Genomic DNA, 20,418 nt, shown 5'->3' with positions numbered 1-20,418 from the left:
CATCGTCTCATCAGGCAACAGGCGCAGGAGGCGGCTCGTCCGGCAGGGTAGGCTCGCCGGGTTCGGTAGGTTGTTCGTTGGGGGTATCGGGATCGGGCTGACCAGGGATGCCGCCCGCCGCTTCGACAGGATGGGCCAGCAATGACCAGGCCATGACGCCGATCTGATTGGGCTCAAGCCTTGCCAGTTCGGCACTGATTCGCGGATCGATCTTCATAGAGCAACTCCTGAGCGAAGGCCCGCTGCGCTGACGCACAAAAACGGGCAGTACACTCAATAGAGTGTCTGCCCGCCCAGGAATTCCAACAGCTCGTCAGATTCAGGTACGCGGCAGCGTCACGCCGCGCTGGCCCTGGTACTTGCCGCCACGATCCTTGTAGGAAACTTCACATTCTTCATCGGATTCCAGGAACAGCATCTGCGCCACACCCTCGTTGGCGTAGATTTTCGCCGGCAGGGTCGTGGTGTTGGAGAATTCCAGGGTCACGTGGCCTTCCCACTCGGGTTCCAGCGGCGTGACGTTGACGATGATTCCGCAACGGGCGTAGGTGCTCTTGCCCAGGCAAATGGTCAGTACGTTGCGCGGAATGCGGAAGTACTCGACGGTGCGCGCCAGGGCGAAGGAGTTCGGCGGGATGATGCAAACGTCGCTCTTGACGTCGACGAAGCTCTTCTCGTCGAAGTTCTTCGGGTCGACGGTGGCCGAATTGATATTGGTGAACACCTTGAATTCGTCGGCGCAGCGCACGTCGTAGCCGTAGCTGGAGACACCAAAGGAGATCAGCCGGTCGGCGCCTTCGCCACGCATCTGGCGTTCGACGAAGGGCTCGATCATGCCGTGCTCTTGCGCCATGCGGCGAATCCACTTGTCCGATTTGATGCTCATGGCGGTTTCCTGAAATAGCGAGGTGGAAAAAATACGTCCGGCATCTTACTGGGGCACGGGTCCGAGTTCAAAGCGCGGCACACAAATCTCGCCGATCCGCCTTGATTTCCGGGTCCTGCCGGCCATCGCCCGCGCCGTCAGTCACCAAATAAGAGAAACCTTCGCAAAGACCATTGGCACATTCTGGAAAAAGGGTTAAGGTGGCGCCACTGTGCTGCTTGTGTCACTGAGAATCTCTACACGATATGTTGAATTTCGATCCAACCATCTACAAGAATTTTTCCTGCTCTTTGCACTCAGTCTCGGCCAGGGTTCTTCCTGAGTCGCAGTTATCTTTGTTCAAGGAGTTACACCATGTCTAATCGCCAAACCGGTACCGTTAAGTGGTTCAACGATGAAAAAGGCTTCGGCTTCATCACCCCACAATCCGGTGACGACCTGTTCGTTCACTTCAAAGCTATCCAATCCGACGGCTTCAAAAGCCTGAAAGAAGGCCAACAGGTTTCTTTCATCGCTACCCGCGGTCAGAAAGGCATGCAAGCTGAAGAAGTTCAAGTTATCTAACTTGTCCTTGCTTTAGTAAAAGGCCCCGCCCTCAAAAGCGGGGCTTTTTTGTGCCTGTCTGTTTTTGCCGGCGCACAAAAAACTGTGGGAGCTTGCTCGCGATAGCGGTGGACCAGCAACATCAACGCTGACTGATAAACCGCTATCGCGAGCAAGCTCGCTCCCACAGGAGGGTTCGTTGTTTGCCGGAAGTTACCAGGTCACGCCAAATCCAGCCGTGTAGCGCGTCTTGCTCAAGTCGCTGTCTTCGGTGCCTTCAATGACATCTTTCTCGGCCTTGAGATTGAGCGAAGCCCAGTCGGTGACCTTGTAGCGCAGCCCCATCTCGGCGTCATAGGCGTACTCCGCCACGCCGGACAGCGGCTTGCCCACTTCGCCGTTGGTGAAGAACTCGACGCGCTTGCCAATCAGGTAGCGGTTGTAGTCCCACTTCATGGCGACGGAATAGAAGTTGTCCTTGCCGCCGTCGCGGTACTCATAGTCGGTGCGGTTCAACAGCGAGCCCAGCGAGAACGCGCCCAGCTCGTCATCCCAGAACTGATAGCCCGGACCGGTACCCACCACGCGCTGGCGCGCCAGGTCTTCGACTTTGTCGCGCTTGTAGTTCAGGCGGCCTTGCCAGAACCATTTGTCCGTCAGGAACCGGTCGAGGGAGTATTCCAGGCGCCAGTTATCGGCGGAAACCACATCGTCCTGGAACTCACGGTTGTATTCACCCTCGGCGGTGTGCCGCCATCTGCCGTGGCGCGCCGAAGTCTTGAAGTCGATGTCGTAATCGTCGGTATCTTTTTCCGCACGCTGGTAATCCAGCGCGGCATCGATGTTGCCCTTCCACACCAGGTCCTCGACCACCGGCTTGGGCTTGAGGATCTGCTGGATACTGGCCAGCTCCACGGTCTTGGGCGCATCACCGTTGGCCAAGGTGACCTTGCCATCCTCGGCCGCATGCAGCGCCTTGGCCTTCTCGCCGGTATAAGCATCCTGCTTGACCAAGAGTTGCTGGTCACTCTCCAGGGTCTTGACCTGTTTCCAGTCGATGGGAATCGCACCGGCGTAATCGGTCTGGATCAGCAACTTGCCGCCATCAAAAACGGTAATCTTGCCACTGAGTTTGTCCCCATTCTTCAACCAGACAGTGTCGGCAAGCAAGGGCATGGAGGCGCTGGTAACAGCCAGGCATAGCAGGGTTCTAGACAACATAAGCGATAAAGGGCTCAAGTTTGCGGTGAAAAGGCGGCATTATCCCCCAGGATGACACCTCAGCAAGGACTGACCTACGCAAGGGTGATGAGTTCATTTCTCAATCCGCCTTGTAGGAATTAATCTACAGACGGACATCCCCATTTCAGGAACCCTTTACGTGACCGATACCCCAGCGGACACCGAGAACGGCGCCCAAATCCGCCGCACCACCCTTTACCTGACCCTGGCACAAGTGCCAGCGGGCAAGGTGGTCACCTATGGCCAACTGGCTGAAATGGCCGGCCTGGGCCGCGCGGCGCGCTGGGTCGGGCGGACCCTCAGCCAGTTGCCGAACGACACGAAACTGCCCTGGCATCGGGTATTGGGTGCCGGCGGTCGGATCAGCCTGCCGGTGGGCAGCGCCTCAGGGGATGAACAGCGCGCACGCCTGCGCATGGAAGGGATCAGCGTCCTGAACAATCGTGTTGATATTCAGCGCCATGGCTGGCGCCCGGTAGAGCACAGCGGTTAGAGTGCGCGCTTTGTTTTCGCAATTTTTGAGGCAGACTCCAGCCCATGCCCCGTAAAACCTGGCGCGCCGCCCTCGCCGCCTATGCCAGTCCCTCGACGCTCGTGCTGTTGCTGCTTGGCTTCGCCGCCGGCTTGCCGTACATGCTGGTGTTTTCCACGCTTTCGGTCTGGTTGCGCGAAGCCGGTGTGGCCCGCGAAACCATCGGCTACGCGAGCCTGATCGGCCTGGCATACGCCTTTAAGTGGGTCTGGTCGCCGCTGCTCGACCAATGGCGCCTGCCGCTGCTGGGTAAACTCGGGCGTCGGCGTTCATGGCTGGTGCTCTCCCAAGGCCTGGTAATCCTCGGCCTGATCGGCATGGGTTTCTGCGACCCACAGAAACACCTGTCATGGTTGATTGCCATCGCCGTCATCGTGGCCTTCGCCTCGGCGACGCAGGACATCGCCGTCGACGCCTATCGCCTGGAGATCGCCGACGACACCCGCCAGGCCGCCCTCGCCGCCAGCTACATGTCCGGCTACCGCATCGCGGCACTGCTGGCCACCGCCGGCGCCCTGTTCTTCGCCGAAGGGTTTGGCTCCACCGGCTTCAGCTACAAACACTCGGCCTGGGCCGGCACCTACCTGCTGTTCGGCGTATTGATGGTCCCGGCGCTGCTCACCTCACTGTTCATGCGCGAACCGCCGGTGCCGCTGCGCACTCAACTGCAGGCCGGACGCTACTCGTTCGCCCATCAACTGGCGTCGGTGTTCGTGCTGATCGTGCTGCTGGTGTCTGTCCCGGCGATGTTCACCCAGCTCTACAACACCGACTTCGCCAGCGTGCTGTTCGAGGGCGTCAGCCTGCTTGACCTGTTGCTCGAAGACCGCGCGTTCCTGCGGGCCATCCTCTATATCATCCTGACGGCCCTGTGCCTGTCGGCCATGGGTCGCCGGGGGCTGGCGCCGGTGCTGACCCCGGTCAACGATTTCATCCTGCGTTACCGCTGGCAGGCCCTGCTGTTGCTCGGGCTGATCGCGACCTATCGGATGTCCGACACGGTCATGGGCGTCATGGCCAACGTGTTCTACATCGACCAAGGGTTCACCAAGGACCAGATTGCCAGCGTCAGCAAGATTTTCGGGTTGATCATGACCCTCGTCGGTGCCGGCATGGGCGGCCTGCTGATCGTACGTTTCGGCATCCTGCCCATCCTGTTCATCGGCGGCGTCGCCTCGGCCGGCACCAACATCCTCTTCCTGATGCTCACGGACATGGGCGCCAACCTGAAGATGTTGATTGTCACCATCTCCCTGGACAACTTCAGCTCCGGCCTGGCCACTTCGGCGTTCGTCGCCTACCTGTCGAGCCTGACCAACCTGAAATTCTCCGCCACCCAATACGCCCTGCTCAGTTCGATCATGCTGTTGCTGCCGCGCCTGATCGGTGGTTATTCAGGGGTGATGGTGGAGAAGTTCGGCTATCACAACTTTTTCCTGATCACCGCGTTGCTGGGCGTTCCGACCCTGCTGCTGATCGCCTTGCACTGGTTCCAGGAGAACCGTCGCCAGGGCTCGACGCCCACTGCGGAACCGGCGCCCACCCGGCCTGCGGAAGAGTCGTAGGAAACTTCAGAAAACGCCGGGGAAACCGGCGTTCGCATCGGGCGACCGGCCACGCGCCTGTACGCCAGGGCATCTCGCCCGTACAATGCTCCGTCACTTCTCGTCATCAGCAACCGACAACGGCCAACCATGCGCACCAGTCAATATTTGCTCGCCACACAGAAAGAAACGCCTTCCGACGCCGTCGTGATCAGCCATCAGTTGATGCTGCGTGCCGGCATGATCCGCAAACTCGCTTCGGGTCTGTACACCTGGCTGCCGATGGGCCTGCGGGTCATGCGCAAGGTGGAAGCCATCGTTCGCGAAGAGATGGACGCTGCCGGTTCTCTGGAAGTGTTGATGCCGAGCACCCAACCGGCCGAGCTGTGGCAGGAATCGGGGCGCTGGGAAGAATACGGCCCTGAGCTGCTGCGCATCAAAGACCGTCACGGTCGCGACTTCTGCGCGGGCCCGACTCACGAAGAAGTGATCACCGACCTGATGCGCAACGAGTTGAGCAGCTACAAGCAGCTGCCGATCAACCTGTATCAGATCCAGACCAAATTCCGTGACGAGATCCGTCCACGCTTCGGCCTGATGCGTGGTCGCGAATTCATCATGAAGGACGCCTACTCGTTCCACACCGACCTGGCCTCGCTGCAAGTCACCTACGACCGCATGCACCAGGCGTATTGCAACGTGTTCACCCGCCTGGGCCTGAAGTTCCGTCCGGTTGAAGCCGACAACGGCTCCATCGGCGGCGCCGGCTCCCACGAATTCCATGTACTGGCCGAGTCCGGCGAAGACGACATCGTCTTCAGCAATGGCTCCGACTACGCCGCCAACATCGAGAAAGCCGAAGCCGTACCACGGGAAACCTCCCGCGCCGCGCCGACCGAAGAGTTGCGCCTGGTGGACACGCCGAACGCCAAGACCATTGCCCAGTTGGTGGAAGGCTACAACCTGCCAATCGAACGCACCATCAAGACCCTGATCGTGCGGGCCGAAGAGGAAGGCAAGCTGATTGCCCTGATCGTCCGTGGCGACCACGAGCTCAATGAAATCAAGGCCGCCAACCAGCCAGGCGTCGCCAGCCCGCTGGTCATGGCTACCGAAGCCGACCTGCGCGACGCCATCGGTGCCGGTGCCGGCTCCCTCGGCCCATTGAACCTGCCACTGCCGATCATCATCGACCGCTCGGTTGAATTGATGAGCGACTTCGCCATCGGCGCCAACGTCGACGACAAGCACTATTTCGGCGTGAACTGGGAACGCGACCTGCCGGTTCCAACCGTTGCGGACCTGCGTAACGTCGTGGCCGGCGACCCGAGCCCGGACGGCAAGGGCACCCTGGAAATCAAGCGGGGCATCGAAGTCGGGCACATCTTCCAGCTGGGCAACAAATACAGCAAGGCGATGAAGTGCGAAGTGCTGGGCGAAAACGGCAAGCCGGTCACCCTGGAAATGGGTTGCTACGGCATTGGCGTTTCCCGCGTGGTGGCTGCCGCCATCGAGCAGAACAACGACGAGAAAGGCATCATCTGGAGCGACACGCTGGCGCCTTTCCAGATTGCCCTGGTGCCGCTGCGCTATGAAACCGACCTGGTGCGTGAAGCCACCGACAAGCTCTACGCCGAACTGACGGCCGCCGGCTTCGAAGTGCTGCTGGACGACCGCGACAAGAAAACCAGCCCCGGCATCAAGTTCGCGGACATGGAACTGATCGGCATCCCGCATCGGATCGTCGTCAGTGACCGTGGCCTGGCCGAAGGCAACCTGGAATACAAGAGCCGCACCGAGGCCGAGCCGCAAGCGCTGCCGGTCGCCGACGTGCTGTCGTTCCTCCAGGCCCGTATCCGCCGCTGACACCAGATAGAGACGTCATGTTCAAGCGAAACACCTTAGGCCTCGGTGGCGCCGCCCTGTGCGGCGCCCTGCTGGTCAGCGGCTGTGCCAACCAAATGTCGCAACGCAGCGAGCACGAAGAGCGGGTCGAGCGCAAATTGCTCGACCACAGCCTGCAGATCGACGTGGGCGAACCCAAGGTGCTCGACCTGCCGCAGCGTCGGGTGCGAATCAATGAGCAGAAGACCTTCGAAGTCACTGAGTTCGAGGTCACTCGTCATTACGATCGCTACACGCCGTACCAGCCCTGGCGGGAAATTTACGAGATCCCCTTGGGCGCGGTGGCGGTAGTAGCGGGTGTCGGCGCAAACGTGGTCAACGTGTTCGCCCTCGGCAACCTGCCGGACTCCGTGACCCGTGACTGGATCAGCTACGGTTTCGCCGGGCTCAACCCGTTCATGAACGTCCCTTCCCATGGCCGCGCCCAGCAGAACCTGGCGGGCATCGACGAAATCCAGCGCGACAAGCGCACGGAACACTCGAGCCTGCCTTGGAGCGAACGCCCGGTGGAGGTCAAGGCTGCCCGGCAGACCTTCGAGCTGAGCACCGACCGTAACGGCGTGCTGCGCTTGAACCTGCTGGAAAGCCCGTTCGCCGAGCAGGACTTGAGCCAATTCGGCAAATTGCAGATCAGCGTGACCGATGCCCAGGACGAAGTGCACACCGACTCATCCCTGAGCATCAGCAGCACCTTGCGCAGCAAGCTGCTGGAAGCCCACGCGTTGATCTACGACGACCTGGAAGATGACGAGGTGAGCCAATGGGTGCATCGAGTCAAGCGCCTGTCGGAGCTGGGACTTGAAGAAGAGGCCAGCGAACTGGAACAGAGCCTGATCGAACTGACGCGCAATGATCCGGAGTTGCAGGCCGAATTCATGAAAGCACTGACCAAGGATGGCGGGCGGTTGGTGGCGGATCCTGGCGCTAACTGAAATACCTCCTGTGACAAGGGGATTGTGTGAGGGCAAGACCTGTGGGAGCAAGGCTTGCCCGCGATGACGGCCTCAAGGATGCCATCGCGAGCAAGCTTTGCTCCCACAGGATTCCCYTGCCACTAGGACCGCGCCAAGCAGGGCACTCATCGTAAGCCTCACCGCTCAAACAACTCCAACTGCTCAAACCCACCGCGCAAGTCCTCCAGCCGCACCCCTATCCCCAATAACCGCACCGGCTTGCCGCCCCGGTTGAACGCCTGGGTCAATAACAGCTGGTAACTGCCCAGGTCCCGCCCTGCCCCAGCCTGCTCCAGTGTGGTTTGGGTGAAGTCGTGGAATTTTACTTTGACGAACGGCTTGCCCGGTCGATAACTGCTGTCGATCCGCGCCATGCGCCCATTGAGGGTTTCCATCAGTTCCGGCAGTTTGTCGAGGCAGCTCACCAGGTCGGGCAGGTCGACGTCGTAGGTGTTTTCCACACTGATGGATTGCCGTCGGCTGTCGTTGTGCACCAGCCGCTCATCGATCCCACGGGCCAGGCTCCAGAGGCGCTCACCGAAACTGCCAAATTCGCGCACCAGCGCCAACTTGTCCCATTGGCGCAGTTGCAGGCAATCGACGATGCCGAGCCGGTTCAGCTTATCGGCGGTGACCTTTCCAACACCGTGGAGCTTGTTGACCGGCAGGGCCGAAACAAAGTCATCGACCTGGTCGGGGGTGATGACGAACAACCCGTTGGGCTTTTTCCAGTCACTGGCGATCTTGGCCAGGAACTTGTTCGGCGCGACGCCTGCGGACACAGTGATGTGCAACTGGTTGGAAACCCGTCGGCGAATGTCCTGGGCGATGCGGGTGGCGCTGCCACCGAAATGGGCGCTAGCGGAGACGTCCAGGTAGGCCTCGTCCAGCGACAGCGGCTCGATCAGGTCAGTGTAATCGCTGAAAATCGTATGAATTTCCTTCGACGCTTCCCGATAGGCATCCATTCGTGGCTTGACGATGGTGAGGTCCGGGCAAAGCTTCAAGGCGTGGCCGGAAGACATGGCCGAGCGCACTCCGTAGGCCCGCGCTTCGTAGTTACAGGTGGCAATCACGCCCCGCCGATCCGCCGAGCCTCCCACCGCCAAGGGTTTGCCGGCCAGCCGCGGGTCATCGCGCATCTCGATGGCGGCATAGAAACAGTCACAGTCGACATGGATGATCTTACGTTGCGTCATAAATAAAGCAGCAGAGTGTGCGACGAATCGGGCCACCAGTATCGCACCAGGACCTGTATATAGCACCAGTAGTTTAAAAGATCCTTCGTCGAGAGCCGAAAGTGCCTACACAAATTTACTTCTTCAATCGCAATGAAGCCTCCAATAGAGCTTCAGCCCTTGCCAGGCTTGCGTCACAGCGCTGTCACAATGCCTTTCTCCAAGGCTAAGCACTTGAAGCGGAACAGTTTTTTATAAAGCCAGGGTTGACAGCCGCGCGATTCTTAGAATGCCGCCACACAGACGCGGGATGGAGCAGTCTGGTAGCTCGTCGGGCTCATAACCCGAAGGTCGTCGGTTCAAATCCGGCTCCCGCAACCAAACATCAAAAAAGGCTACTCGAAAGAGTGGCCTTTTTTGTGCGTGTCCATTTTTGACCGCCTGATCAGAGAGTCACCGCCCACGCCCCCCTACACACAACCAGTTGTAGGACAATTTTCTTTAAATTCCGAGTGTTTAGGACGGCAAGGGGCGGATCGAACGTTTATTTGAGCTCATTACCTTTTAACGGTTGACACGCGGGCGTTCTAGAATGCCGCCACACAGACGCGGGATGGAGCAGTCTGGTAGCTCGTCGGGCTCATAACCCGAAGGTCGTCGGTTCAAATCCGGCTCCCGCAACCAAATATCAAGAAAGGCTACTCGAAAGAGTGGCCTTTTTTGTGCCTGGCGAAAAAAGCTCTACATTACAAAGATTTTGTAATTATTTTCCTCCGCGGGGATTGGTAACTTGGCTGGATACCCCCATCCTGTCGCGCATAGCTCAAGAGGTGATTGATGCGCGCCCACTCGTCTGACCCGCAAGACCCTGTTACTGCGACACAACCGATCAAAGCCGAACGATTGCGCTGGCTGGATCGGATCAGTCAATACCGCCAGCCTATTGGTCTCGCGGTAACGTTGCTGCTGTTTGCGATTGCCTTGATTGCCTGTCGCCACTTGCTGAGCGAGCTCGATCTTTACGCCCTGCATGATTCAATTCTGGAAGTGCCACGACCGGCCCTGTTGGGCGCGATCGCCGCCACGGTAGCCGGCTTCATCATTCTTTTGGGCTACGAGTGGTCCGCCAGCCGTTATGCCGGGGTGACACTGCCGCCACAAACCATGGTCCTGGGTGGATTCACCGCGTTCGCCATCGGCAATGCCATTGGCCTGTCACTGCTGTCGGGTGGCTCGGTTCGCTACCGTCTGTATGCGCGTCATGGCCTGGGGGCCTCGGATGTCGCCCACATGACGCTGTTCGCCAGCCTGTCCCTGGGCTGCGCGTTGCCGCCGCTGGCGGCCCTGGCGACGCTCAGCAACCTGCCCGCCGCGTCCGCCGCGCTGCACCTGCCTGCGACTTTGCTGGGGGCGATTTCCGTGGCGGTGCTGCTGCTCACCAGCGTGTTGGCCATCGGTATTTACCGCCGACGCCTGCCGGAACAGCCTCATCGTGACAGCCTGCTGGTAAAGGCCGGGCGCCGCACGCTGCGCCTGCCGGGCCGACGCCTGACCTTCCTGCAATTGGTAATCACCGCGCTGGATGTCGCCGCCGCCGCCACCGTGTTGTATCTGTTGCTGCCCGAAGCGCCGCCGTTCGGCGCCTTCCTGCTGGTGTACCTGCTGGCGCTGGCTGCCGGGGTGCTCAGCCACGTACCGGGCGGTGTCGGAGTATTCGAAGCGATCCTGCTGGCCGCATTCGCCGACAAACTCGGGGCCGCGCCACTGGCCGCCGCGCTGTTGCTGTATCGCTTGATCTACGTGCTGCTGCCGATGCTGGTGGCCTGCATACTGCTGCTGATCAATGAAGCACAACGGCTGTTCCAGACGCGCCAGACCCTGCGGGCGGCATCGGGTTTCGCGGCGCCGATCCTGGCGGTGCTGGTGTTCCTCTCAGGTGTCGTGCTGTTGTTTTCCGGGGTAACGCCGGAAATCGACACCCGCCTGGAGCACATCGGCTTCCTGATCCCTCATCGGCTGGTCGACGCTTCGCACTTCGGTGCCAGCCTGGTGGGCGTGTTGTGCCTGTTGCTCGCCCAAGGCCTGCGCCGTCGCCTGTCGGCCGCCTGGATGCTGACCACGGTCTTGCTCCTGGTCGGCGCCCTGCTCTCGCTGCTCAAGGGTTTTGACTGGGAAGAAGCCACGCTGCTGACGCTGACGGCCACCCTGCTGGCGATATTCCGGCGCTCCTTTTATCGCCCGAGCCGCCTGACTGAACTGCCCTTTTCCCCGTTGTTCCTGATCGCCAGTATCTGCGTGCTCGGCGCGTCGATCTGGCTGCTGCTGTTTGCTTACCAGGATGTTCCCTACAGCCATCAACTCTGGTGGCAGTTCACTCTCGATGCCGACGCCCCTCGCGGTCTGCGTTCCCTGCTGGGCGCCGCGGTGCTGCTGGTGGTGGTGTCCCTGACCTGGTTGCTGCGCACCGCGCGACCGGTGATCCATTTGCCGACGGCAGAAGAGCTGGAGCGGGCCAAGACGATTCTCATGACGTCTTCGCAACCCGACGGTGGCCTGGCCCTGACTGGCGACAAGGCATTGCTGTTTCACCCCAACGACGAAGCGTTCCTGATGTACGCCCGCCGTGGTCGCAGCCTGGTGGCGTTGTACGACCCGATCGGTCCCACCCAGCAACGGGCGGAGATGATCTGGCAGTTCCGCGACCTGTGTGACATCCACCATGCCCGCCCCGTGTTCTACCAGGTGCGCGCCGAGAACCTGCCGTACTACATGGACATCGGCCTGACAGCCATCAAGCTGGGCGAGGAAGCACGGGTCGACCTCAAGCGTTTCGATCTCGAAGCCAAGGGCAAAGAGATGAAGGACCTGCGCTATACCTGGAACCGCGGCACACGTGACGGCCTGTCGCTGGAGATCCATGAACCGGGCCAGGCGCCGATGTATGAGCTCAAGGTCATTTCCGATGCCTGGCTGACCGGCAAGAACGTGCGTGAGAAAGGTTTCTCCCTGGGCCGTTTCAGCGATGACTACCTCAAGCATTTCCGCATCGCGGTGATTCGTTTCGAGGGCCGGCCAGTGGCGTTCGCCAACCTGCTGGAAACCCACAGTCACGAACTGGCCAGCCTCGACCTGATGCGCGCCCACCCCGAGGCCCCGAAACTGACCATGGAATTCATGATGGTCGGTCTCATCCAGCATTATAAAAATCATGACTACGCCCGCTTCAGCCTTGGCATGGTCCCGCTGTCGGGCCTGCAACCGCGTCGCGGCGCACCGTTGACCCAACGCCTGGGCTCGATGGTGTTCCGCCGCGGCGAACAGCTCTATAACTTCCAGGGGCTGCGCCGCTTCAAAGACAAATTCCAGCCTGACTGGGAACCTCGCTACATGGCCGTGCCCGCCGGACTCGATCCGCTGGTGGCACTGGCCGATACCGCCGCCCTGATTGCAGGCGGCCTGACTGGATTGGTGAAACGCTGATGATGCAACGCTCCTGGCGATACGTAGTGGCCGCCCTGCTGGTGCTGGCGGTAATTCTCGGTGGTGGTTACTGGTACTGGAACCGTCCGGCCCCGGAACCAATCCTGGAACAACTGGCCCCCGCCGATGGCGCAGCGATGACCCGGGTCATCCCCGGCACCAAACCGCGCGCCCAGGTGCTGGTAGCAGTCAATGAGGACCAGAAGCTCAACGACACGCAGTTGACGACCCTCAGCCGCAGTGGCTCGGCGCAGATCGTCCAAGTGATCCTGCCCAAGGACTGCATGCTGCAAGGTCGCGCCCTGCAAGCAGGCCTGAGAGAACTGCAAGGCCCGGCCACGCTGGTCAGCGGCATCGGCCCGGGCGCCGTGCTGGCCTGGCGCTGGCTGGCCGAGCAGAAGGATGACAAGGCAAAGGCGGTTTCAGTGGACCTGGCCCTGGAAAAACCCGGCTGCACGCACTTGCTGCCAAAAACCGCGGCCCACGGTCATTGGCTGGTGGCCTGGAACGATAACCCTGACGACACCAGCGCCGGTTTCGTAAGGGATCAGAAAAATGCCGAAACCAGCATCAGCGACTACGACATCAACCTGCCGCAAGTGCTGAACAACGAGCTGCGCAAAATCCTGGTGGGCACCGACAAGGCCAAGGGCGGCCTGAGCATCCCGGTGGTGGAAGTCCCAGCCAGCCAGGCGCGGGACACCGTCACCCTGTTTCTCTCCGGCGACGGCGGCTGGCGCGACCTGGACCGCGACGTGGCCGATGAAATGGCCAAGATCGGCTACCCAGTGGTCGGCATCGACACCCTGCGCTATTACTGGCAGCACAAGAGCCCGGAGCAAAGCGCGGCGGACCTGACCGAACTGATGCAGCACTACCGTCAGATCTGGGGCACCAAGCGCTTCATCCTGACCGGCTACTCCTTCGGCGCCGACGTGTTGCCGGCCATTTACAATCGCCTGCCGGCCACCGAACAACAGCGGGTCGATGCGATCATCCTGCTGGCCTTCGCCCGCACCGGCAGCTTCGAGATCGAAGTCGAAGGCTGGCTCGGCAACGCCGGCACCGAAGCCGCCACCGGCCCGGAGATGGCCAAGCTACCAGCCGAGAAAGTGGTGTGTATCTACGGCGCTGAAGAAGCCGACGAAAGCGGCTGCACCGACAAGACAGCCGTGGGCGAGGCCATCAAGCTGCCTGGCGGCCACCACTTCGACGAAAATTACCCGGCCCTGGCCAAGCGCCTGATCGATGAGATCAACAAGCGGCAGAACAAGACGGCCGAACAATGAGTTGATGCAAGCCTGAAAAAAGCCCCGGCAGCCTTCTGGTTGCCGGGGCTTTTTTGTGCCAGCTCGACTGCACATAGGGCCCCTTGTGGGAGCGAGCCTGCTCGCGATGACGGCAGCACAGTCAACATAACTGCCAACTGACCCACAACCATCGCGAGCAGGCTCGCTCCCACAAAGGTTCACTGGTCATCTTGCATTTGTGCGACCGACAAAAAAGCCCCCGCCGCCGCAAGGCAACGAGGGCTTTTTGTTTTCCGGTTGCTACATCTCCACCTGCGTCCCCAGTTCAATCACCCGGTTCAACGGCAGATTGAAGAAGCGCAGATTGCCGTTGGCATTTTTCAGCATGAAGGCGAACAGTATCTCGCGCCAGCGGGCCATGCCCTCGAGCTTGGAAGCGATGACCGTTTCGCGGCTGAGGAAGTAGGTGGTGCGCATCGGGCTGAAGTCCAGGTCATCGAGATGGCAGAGCTTGAGCGCGAGCGGGACGTCCGGCTCGTCGGTGAAGCCAAAATGCAGGATCACCCGGAAGAAGCCTTCGCCATAGGCATCGACCTCGAAGCGCCGCTGCGGCGGCACCCGGGGAATGTCTTCGTACACCACCGTCAGCAGCACCACTTGCTCATGCAACACCTGGTTGTGCAGCAAGTTGTGCAACAGCGCGTGAGGCACGGCGTCCAAGCGCGCGGTCAGGAACACGGCGGTGCCCTGTACGCGATGGGGCGGTTGCACGCGAATACTGCTGATGAAGATCGGCAGCGGCAGCGCACCCTCGTCCAATCGGTCCACCAGCAGTTCCTTGCCACGCTTCCAGGTGGTCATCAGAACGAACAGCACAATGCCCGCCAGCACCGGAAATGCACCGCCCTGGAGGATTTTCGGTACGTTGGCGGCGAAGAACAGGCCATCCACCAATAGGAAACCTACCAGCAGTGGCACCGTCAACAGGGGCGGCCATTTCCACAGCAGCAACGCCACCGCCGATACCAGAATGCTGGTAATCAGCATAGTCCCGGTCACCGCCACGCCATAGGCCGACGCCAAGGCACCGGACGACTCGAAGCCGAGCACCAACAGGATCACACCGACCATCAACGCCCAGTTCACGGCGCCAATGTAGATCTGCCCTTGCTCGGCGCTGGAGGTGTGCTGGATATGCATGCGCGGGATGTAACCGAGCTGGATGGCCTGTCGCGTCAGCGAGAACGCACCGGAAATCACGGCTTGCGAGGCGATCACAGTGGCGAGGGTCGAGAGCACCACCAGCGGCACCAGGGCCCAGTCCGGCGCCAACAGGTAGAACGGATTGCGCGCGGCCTCCGGGTTTTCCAACAGCAAGGCGCCCTGGCCGAAGTAATTGAGCACCAACCCTGGCAGCACGAGGGCAAACCAGGCCCGCGCAATGGGTTTGCGGCCGAAGTGGCCCATGTCCGCATACAAGGCTTCAGCGCCGGTCAAGGCCAATACCACGGCGCCCAGAATGGCGACGCCTACGCCTGGATGAACGATGAAAAAACGCACGCCCCAGGCAGGATTCAGGGCATTGAGCACTTCGGGATGTTGCACGATGCCGTGGACGCCCAAGCCTCCAAGCACCACGAACCACAACACCATCACCGGCCCGAACAATTTGCCAATCCGGTCGGTACCGTGCTTCTGGATCAGAAAAAGCCCCACCAGGATCACCAGCGACATGGGTACGACCCAGCGTTCCAGGCCATCGAAGGCCACCTCCAGCCCCTCCACAGCCGACAACACGGAAATGGCCGGGGTGATCATGCTGTCACCATAAAACAGCGAGGCCCCGATCAGCCCGAGAATCACCAGCACAGTGCGCAACCTGGGATAGGAGGCAGACGCCCGCCGGGCCAGCGCCGTCAGCGACATGATGCCACCCTCGCCCTGGTTGTCGGCCCGCAGGATGAACAGCACGTATTTGATCGAGACCACCCAGATCAGCGACCAGAAGATCAGCGCCAGGATCCCGAACACGCCGTCATGATTGACCTGCACACCATATTGGCCGGAAAACACTTCCTTGATGGTGTACAGCGGGCTGGTACCGATGTCTCCATAAACCACTCCGGCCGCCGCCACCAGCATGCTTATTGGCTTGGCTGCCCGGTGCGTGGTACCCGACGCCCGACTTTCTGCCTGCTCCATCCAACACTCCCGTTACCTGATCCGGCTTCCTGGAAAGAAGCACTATGCTTGACCTTATATTCGTGCTGCCTTACTTCCTGTTACAGATGATTGATTGACTGTGAACATTCCGCTGGCCGCAAAGGCGCGAAGCATAGCGCAGCACTCGTCGCATTTCCCGGTATAAAGCTGGTCAAGCAGCCCGGCCACAGATAGAATTGCGCACTTTTTGATCAGAGGCGCGCCAGGCGCCCTGTCTCGGCAAGAGACGATCCCCCTACACCGAGGTTAGACATGTCCACCACTACCGCGCCAGCCAATCCAAAGGTTGGCTTCGTATCCCTGGGTTGCCCGAAGGCTCTGGTCGACTCCGAGCGCATCCTGACCCAGTTGCGCATGGAAGGCTATGACGTCGTGTCCACGTATCAGGACGCCGATGTGGTCGTGGTCAACACCTGCGGCTTCATCGATTCGGCCAAGGCCGAGTCCCTGGAAGTGATCGGCGAAGCCATCAAGGAAAACGGCAAGGTCATCGTCACCGGCTGCATGGGCGTGGAAGAAGGCAACATCCGCAACGTGCACCCAAGCGTGTTGTCCGTGACCGGTCCGCAGCAGTACGAGCAGGTGGTCAACGCCGTGCATGACGTGGTGCCGCCACGCCAGGACCATAACCCGCTGATCGACCTGGTGCCGCCACAAGGCATCAAGCTGACCCCGCGCCACTACGCCTACCTGAAGATTTCCGAAGGCTGCAACCACAGCTGCAGCTTCTGCATCATCCCGTCGATGCGCGGCAAGCTGGTGAGCCGCCCGGTGGGCGACGTGCTCGACGAGGCCCAGCGCCTGGTCAAGGCCGGCGTCAAGGAACTGCTGGTGATCTCCCAGGACACCAGCGCCTACGGCGTCGACGTGAAATACCGCACCGGCTTCTGGAACGGCGCGCCGGTGAAAACCCGCATGACCGAACTGTGCGAAGCCCTCAGCACCCTCGGCGTCTGGGTTCGCCTGCATTACGTCTATCCGTACCCGCACGTCGACGAACTGATTCCGCTGATGGCCGCCGGCAAGATCCTGCCGTACCTGGACATCCCGTTCCAGCACGCCAGCCCGAAAGTCCTCAAGGCCATGAAGCGCCCGGCGTTCGAAGACAAGACCCTGGCCCGCATCAAGAACTGGCGCGAAATCTGCCCGGACCTGATCATCCGCTCGACCTTCATCGTCGGCTTCCCCGGTGAAACCGAAGAAGACTTCCAGTACCTGCTGGATTGGCTGACCGAAGCCCAGCTCGACCGCGTCGGCTGCTTCCAGTATTCCCCCGTCGAAGGCGCACCGGCCAACGACCTGGACCTGGACGTGGTGCCGGACGACGTCAAGCAGGACCGTTGGGAGCGCTTCATGGCGCACCAGCAGGCCATCAGCTCGGCGCGCCTGCAAATGCGCATCGGCCGTGAAATCGAAGTGCTGGTGGATGAAGTGGACGAGCAAGGTGCCGTGGGCCGCTGCTTCTTCGACGCCCCGGAAATCGACGGCAATGTCTTCATCGACAATGGCAGCAACCTCAAGCCGGGCGACAAGGTCTGGTGCAAGGTGACCGACGCCGACGAGTACGACTTGTGGGCTGAGCAGATCGGTTGATTTGTGAGCTGAGCAGATCGGTTGGCCTGTGGGAGCACAGCTTGCTCGCGATAGCGCAGTGTCAGCCACTGCAAATGTTGACTGATGCGCTGCCATCGCGAGCAAGCTGTGCTCCCACAGGCTCTTGCGAAACTCGGTAAAAAATTGAAAAGCCCCGCTCTTGCTACAAGATGCGGGGCTTTTTTACGACTATCGTATGGAGAAACCCAGGACATCCAGCACAAGGAACAGGCGGGCATGCGTCAGCATTCGGTCATCCACACACCGAAACCGAGCGACTACCAGGAACTGACCCAGGTTTGGGAGGCCTCGGTGCGTGCCACCCATGACTTCCTGCCGGACAGCTACATCGAACTGCTGAAAAACCTCGTGCTCACCCGCTACCTGGATGCGGTGATGCTCATTTGTACCCGGGATGCGCGCCAGCGGATCACCGGTTTCGCCGGTGTCGCGGCCGGCAAGGTCGAGATGCTCTTCATCCACCCACAGCACCGTGGCCAAGGCCTGGGCAAGCAACTGCTGCGCTACGCCATGGAACACCTGAACGCCGATCAACTGGACGTCAACGAGCAGAACCCGCAAGCCCTGGGCTTTTACCTCAAACAAGGCTTCGAAGTGGTCGGGCGTTCGGCAAAAGATGGCATGAACCAACCCTACCCGCTGCTGCACATGCGCTACAAGCAGCCCGACCTGAAGGCTGGGCGCGGCTAAAAACGGCATGAGGCAAATGGACCCGCGATTAACCGGCGCCAGGCAGGTACAATGCCCACCCTCTTTTTGTTACGGCCCCCGTCATGACTGACCCGATTCGTCTCTCCAAACGCCTCATCGAACTCGTCGGCTGTTCCCGTCGGGAGGCTGAGCTGTTCATCGAGGGCGGCTGGGTCACCGTGGATGGCGAAGTGATTGATGAGCCGCAGTTCAAGGTCACCACCCAGAAGGTCGAACTCGACCCCGAGGCCAAGGCCACCGCGCCGGAGCCGGTGACCCTCCTGCTGAATGCGCCTGCTGGCATGGATGTAGACACCGCGATGGCCTCCCTTGGCCCGCAGACCCTGAGCGAAGAACACCGCTTCGGCAAACGCCCGCTCAAGGGCCACTTCCTGCGCCTGACCGCCAGCGCCGACCTGCAGGCCAACGCCAGCGGGCTGCTGGTGTTCACCCAGGACTGGAAGATCTTGCGCAAGCTCACCGCCGACGCCGCCAAGATCGAGCAGGAGTACGTGGTGGAAGTCGAAGGCGAGATGGTCGCCCATGGCCTCAATCGCCTGAACCATGGCTTGACCTACAAGGGCAAGGAGCTGCCGGCAGTCAAGGCCAGTTGGCAGAACGAGAACCGCCTGCGCTTTGCCATGAAAAACCCGCAGCCCGGCGTGATCGCTCTGTTTTGCCAGGCGGTCGGGCTCAAGGTCGTCGCCATTCGCCGCATTCGCATCGGCGGCGTGTCCATCGGCAAGGTGCCGCTGGGCCAGTGGCGCTACCTGTCTGCCAAAGAGAAATTCTAATTTTCCGGCGCCGCACCGAACCGGGGCGCCCACTGCCGATTGATCAGGACTGCACACATGATTCACAACGACGTACTGCGCAGCGTGCGCTACATGCTCGACATCAGCGACAAGAAAGTCATCGAGATCATCAAGCTGGGCGGCCTGGAAGTCTCCCTGACGGACCTGACGGGCTACCTCAAGAAAGACGAGGAAGAAGGCTTCGTGTTCTGCCCTGACGAGGTCATGGCGCACTTTCTCGATGGCCTGGTGATCTTCAAGCGTGGCAAGGACGAAAGCCGCCCGCCGCAGCCGATCGAAGTGCCGGTGACCAACAACATCATCCTCAAGAAACTGCGAGTGGCCTTCGAGCTGAAGGAAGACGACATGCACGCCATCCTCAAGGCCGCCGAGTTCCCGGTGTCCAAGCCGGAACTGAGCGCGCTGTTCCGCAAGTTCGGCCACACCAACTACCGCCCGTGTGGCGACCAGTTGCTGCGCAATTTCCTCAAGGGCCTGACGCTGCGCGTTCGCGGCTGACCTTGAAGGGCTGCTGAACCTGATCGCTCCCACGCTCTGCGTGGGAATGCAGCCCGGGACGCTCCGCGTCCCCAAAAGCGTAACGCGGAGCGTCACTAGAGGCGTTCCCACGCAGAGCGTGGGAACGATCGATCTACTATCATCCCGACTACCCCTCCTCGATCCCAGCCCATGACTTACAACGTCTCTCCCATCGGCTTCGTCCGCTCCTGCTTCAAGGAGAAGTTCGCCATCCCCCGCCAACCGCAGTTGGCGCCGGCCGCACGTGGTGTGCTGGAGCTGGTGGCGCCGTTTGATCAGGGCGAGGCAGTGCAGGGGTTGGAGCAGGTCAGCCATGTCTGGCTGCTGTTCCTGTTCCACCAGGCGCTGGAAGACAAGCCGCGGTTGAAAGTGCGCCCGCCGCGCCTGGGCGGCAACAAGTCCATGGGCGTGTTCGCCACCCGCGCCACCCACCGCCCCAACGGCATCGGCCAGTCGGTGGTGAAGCTGGAGCGGGTCGAAGCCGGGCGGCTGTGGATCTCGGGTATCGACTTGCTGGACGGCACACCGGTGCTGGACATCAAGCCCTACGTGCCCTACGCCGACATCATCGGCTCGGCTGCCAACAGCATCGCCAGCGCAGCGCCTGAACTGATTCCAGTGCAATGGGCGGACACTGCCCTGCTTCAAGCGCGCGAGCACGCCACGCGCCTGGGAGAGCCCCTGGTGGAGCTGATTGAACAATGCCTGGCCCAAGACCCGCGCCCGGCGTACCAGGTTCCTACCGCCGAACGGGAATATGGCGCGCAGTTCTGGGACCTGGATGTTCGTTGGCATTACCCGCAGGCGGGGTTGATTCGGGTGTTGGAAGTGATTCCGGCGAAACCGTAAACACCAGAAACGAAAAAGCCCGCGCTGCCTTCATCAGGCGGCGCGGGCTTTTTTCTTGGTCAATCAGCGCGACCGAGTCGCTGCCATCGCGAGCAAGCTCGCTTGTATGTTTAGACTTGAAGGGGTGGGCGGGACTAAAAGCTCGATTCCGACTCTAGCCAGTACGGACCGTGGGAGACTTCTCGTCCCGCCCTT

General features: G+C 60.9%; 17 protein-coding genes and 2 tRNA genes. 14 read left to right on the top strand and 5 right to left on the bottom strand.

The annotated features are described in order from the left end of the window. Window positions 1-10: 10 nt before the first annotated feature. Both ASC85_RS07720 and dcd read right to left on the bottom strand, forming a co-directional pair. Complete coding sequence (locus ASC85_RS07720; protein ID WP_003184748.1) at window positions 11-217, bottom strand: hypothetical protein; 207 nt, start codon at window positions 215-217, stop codon at window positions 11-13. A gap of 102 nt (window positions 218-319) precedes the next feature. Next, window positions 320-886, bottom strand: coding sequence for a dCTP deaminase (gene dcd / locus ASC85_RS07715; protein WP_003184751.1), 567 nt, complete (start codon window positions 884-886; stop codon window positions 320-322). Between the two features lie 354 nt (window positions 887-1,240). On the opposite strand from dcd, the gene ASC85_RS07710 reads away from it, so the two are divergent. Continuing rightward, window positions 1,241-1,450: a cold-shock protein gene (locus ASC85_RS07710; protein WP_002554837.1), complete on the top strand. Its 210-nt coding sequence runs from the start codon at window positions 1,241-1,243 to the stop codon at window positions 1,448-1,450. Window positions 1,451-1,642: 192 nt separating this feature from the next. Here ASC85_RS07710 and ASC85_RS07705 read toward each other — a convergent pair whose 3' ends face one another. Next, window positions 1,643-2,650 (bottom strand): DUF481 domain-containing protein, encoded by a 1,008-nt coding sequence (locus ASC85_RS07705; RefSeq protein ID WP_057448864.1) that lies wholly within the window; start codon window positions 2,648-2,650, stop codon window positions 1,643-1,645. A 136-nt stretch (window positions 2,651-2,786) separates the two neighbouring features. On the opposite strand from ASC85_RS07705, the gene ASC85_RS07700 reads away from it, so the two are divergent. The 4 genes from ASC85_RS07700 to ASC85_RS07685 all read left to right on the top strand — a co-directional run bounded on the left by ASC85_RS07700 (window position 2,787) and on the right by ASC85_RS07685 (window position 7,584). After that, a complete protein-coding gene (locus ASC85_RS07700) occupies window positions 2,787-3,164 on the top strand; it encodes an MGMT family protein (protein WP_430458898.1) in 378 nt (125 codons plus the stop codon). 44 nt (window positions 3,165-3,208) lie between these two features. Then, window positions 3,209-4,768 carry an AmpG family muropeptide MFS transporter gene (locus ASC85_RS07695; protein WP_057448862.1) on the top strand — a complete coding sequence of 520 codons (1,560 nt, stop codon included), beginning with the start codon at window positions 3,209-3,211 and terminating at the stop codon, window positions 4,766-4,768. A 129-nt stretch (window positions 4,769-4,897) separates the two neighbouring features. Next, window positions 4,898-6,613 carry a proline--tRNA ligase gene (locus tag ASC85_RS07690; RefSeq protein ID WP_057448861.1) on the top strand — a complete coding sequence of 572 codons (1,716 nt, stop codon included), beginning with the start codon at window positions 4,898-4,900 and terminating at the stop codon, window positions 6,611-6,613. 17 nt (window positions 6,614-6,630) lie between these two features. Further along, window positions 6,631-7,584 carry a hypothetical protein gene (locus tag ASC85_RS07685; protein WP_057448860.1) on the top strand — a complete coding sequence of 318 codons (954 nt, stop codon included), beginning with the start codon at window positions 6,631-6,633 and terminating at the stop codon, window positions 7,582-7,584. Between the two features lie 158 nt (window positions 7,585-7,742). Here the strand turns inward: ASC85_RS07685 and dinB are convergent, their stop codons facing one another. Then, complete coding sequence (dinB, locus tag ASC85_RS07680; protein WP_057448859.1) at window positions 7,743-8,804, bottom strand: DNA polymerase IV; 1,062 nt, start codon at window positions 8,802-8,804, stop codon at window positions 7,743-7,745. Window positions 8,805-9,087: 283 nt separating this feature from the next. Here dinB and ASC85_RS07675 point away from each other — a divergent pair. The 4 genes from ASC85_RS07675 to ASC85_RS07660 all read left to right on the top strand — a co-directional run bounded on the left by ASC85_RS07675 (window position 9,088) and on the right by ASC85_RS07660 (window position 13,552). Further along, window positions 9,088-9,164 (top strand) — tRNA-Met (locus ASC85_RS07675). A gap of 226 nt (window positions 9,165-9,390) precedes the next feature. Then, a tRNA-Met gene (locus ASC85_RS07670) sits at window positions 9,391-9,467 on the top strand. A gap of 153 nt (window positions 9,468-9,620) precedes the next feature. After that, entirely contained in the window at window positions 9,621-12,263 is a 2,643-nt protein-coding gene (gene mprF, locus ASC85_RS07665; RefSeq protein ID WP_057448858.1) for a bifunctional lysylphosphatidylglycerol flippase/synthetase MprF, read from the top strand. Next, window positions 12,263-13,552 carry a virulence factor family protein gene (locus ASC85_RS07660; protein WP_057448857.1) on the top strand — a complete coding sequence of 430 codons (1,290 nt, stop codon included), beginning with the start codon at window positions 12,263-12,265 and terminating at the stop codon, window positions 13,550-13,552. Before mprF ends, ASC85_RS07660 begins: the two co-directional genes overlap by 1 nt. A gap of 261 nt (window positions 13,553-13,813) precedes the next feature. Here ASC85_RS07660 and ASC85_RS07655 read toward each other — a convergent pair whose 3' ends face one another. Next, window positions 13,814-15,715 (bottom strand): potassium transporter Kup, encoded by a 1,902-nt coding sequence (locus ASC85_RS07655; protein ID WP_057448856.1) that lies wholly within the window; start codon window positions 15,713-15,715, stop codon window positions 13,814-13,816. A 273-nt stretch (window positions 15,716-15,988) separates the two neighbouring features. Here ASC85_RS07655 and rimO point away from each other — a divergent pair, with 273 nt between their 5' ends. The 5 genes from rimO (at window position 15,989) to tsaA (ending at window position 20,223) form a co-directional block, all read left to right on the top strand. Continuing rightward, a complete protein-coding gene (gene rimO / locus ASC85_RS07650) occupies window positions 15,989-17,329 on the top strand; it encodes a 30S ribosomal protein S12 methylthiotransferase RimO (protein WP_003198379.1) in 1,341 nt (446 codons plus the stop codon). Window positions 17,330-17,566: 237 nt separating this feature from the next. Then, complete coding sequence (locus tag ASC85_RS07645; protein ID WP_057448855.1) at window positions 17,567-18,040, top strand: GNAT family N-acetyltransferase; 474 nt, start codon at window positions 17,567-17,569, stop codon at window positions 18,038-18,040. A gap of 83 nt (window positions 18,041-18,123) precedes the next feature. Beyond that, window positions 18,124-18,834: an rRNA pseudouridine synthase gene (locus ASC85_RS07640; RefSeq protein ID WP_024617635.1), complete on the top strand. Its 711-nt coding sequence runs from the start codon at window positions 18,124-18,126 to the stop codon at window positions 18,832-18,834. A 57-nt stretch (window positions 18,835-18,891) separates the two neighbouring features. Next, a complete protein-coding gene (locus ASC85_RS07635; RefSeq protein ID WP_057448854.1) occupies window positions 18,892-19,353 on the top strand; it encodes a DUF1456 family protein in 462 nt (153 codons plus the stop codon). Between the two features lie 171 nt (window positions 19,354-19,524). Then, on the top strand, window positions 19,525-20,223 hold the full coding sequence (tsaA, locus tag ASC85_RS07630) for a tRNA (N6-threonylcarbamoyladenosine(37)-N6)-methyltransferase TrmO (protein WP_057448853.1): 699 nt from the start codon (window positions 19,525-19,527) through the stop codon (window positions 20,221-20,223). The last annotated feature ends 195 nt before the right edge of the window (window positions 20,224-20,418 follow it).

The sequence above is a fragment of the Pseudomonas sp. Root401 genome, from assembly GCF_001425105.1.
Classification (GTDB): domain Bacteria; phylum Pseudomonadota; class Gammaproteobacteria; order Pseudomonadales; family Pseudomonadaceae; genus Aquipseudomonas; species Aquipseudomonas brassicacearum.
This window is presented reverse-complemented; position numbering and strand designations above follow the sequence as displayed.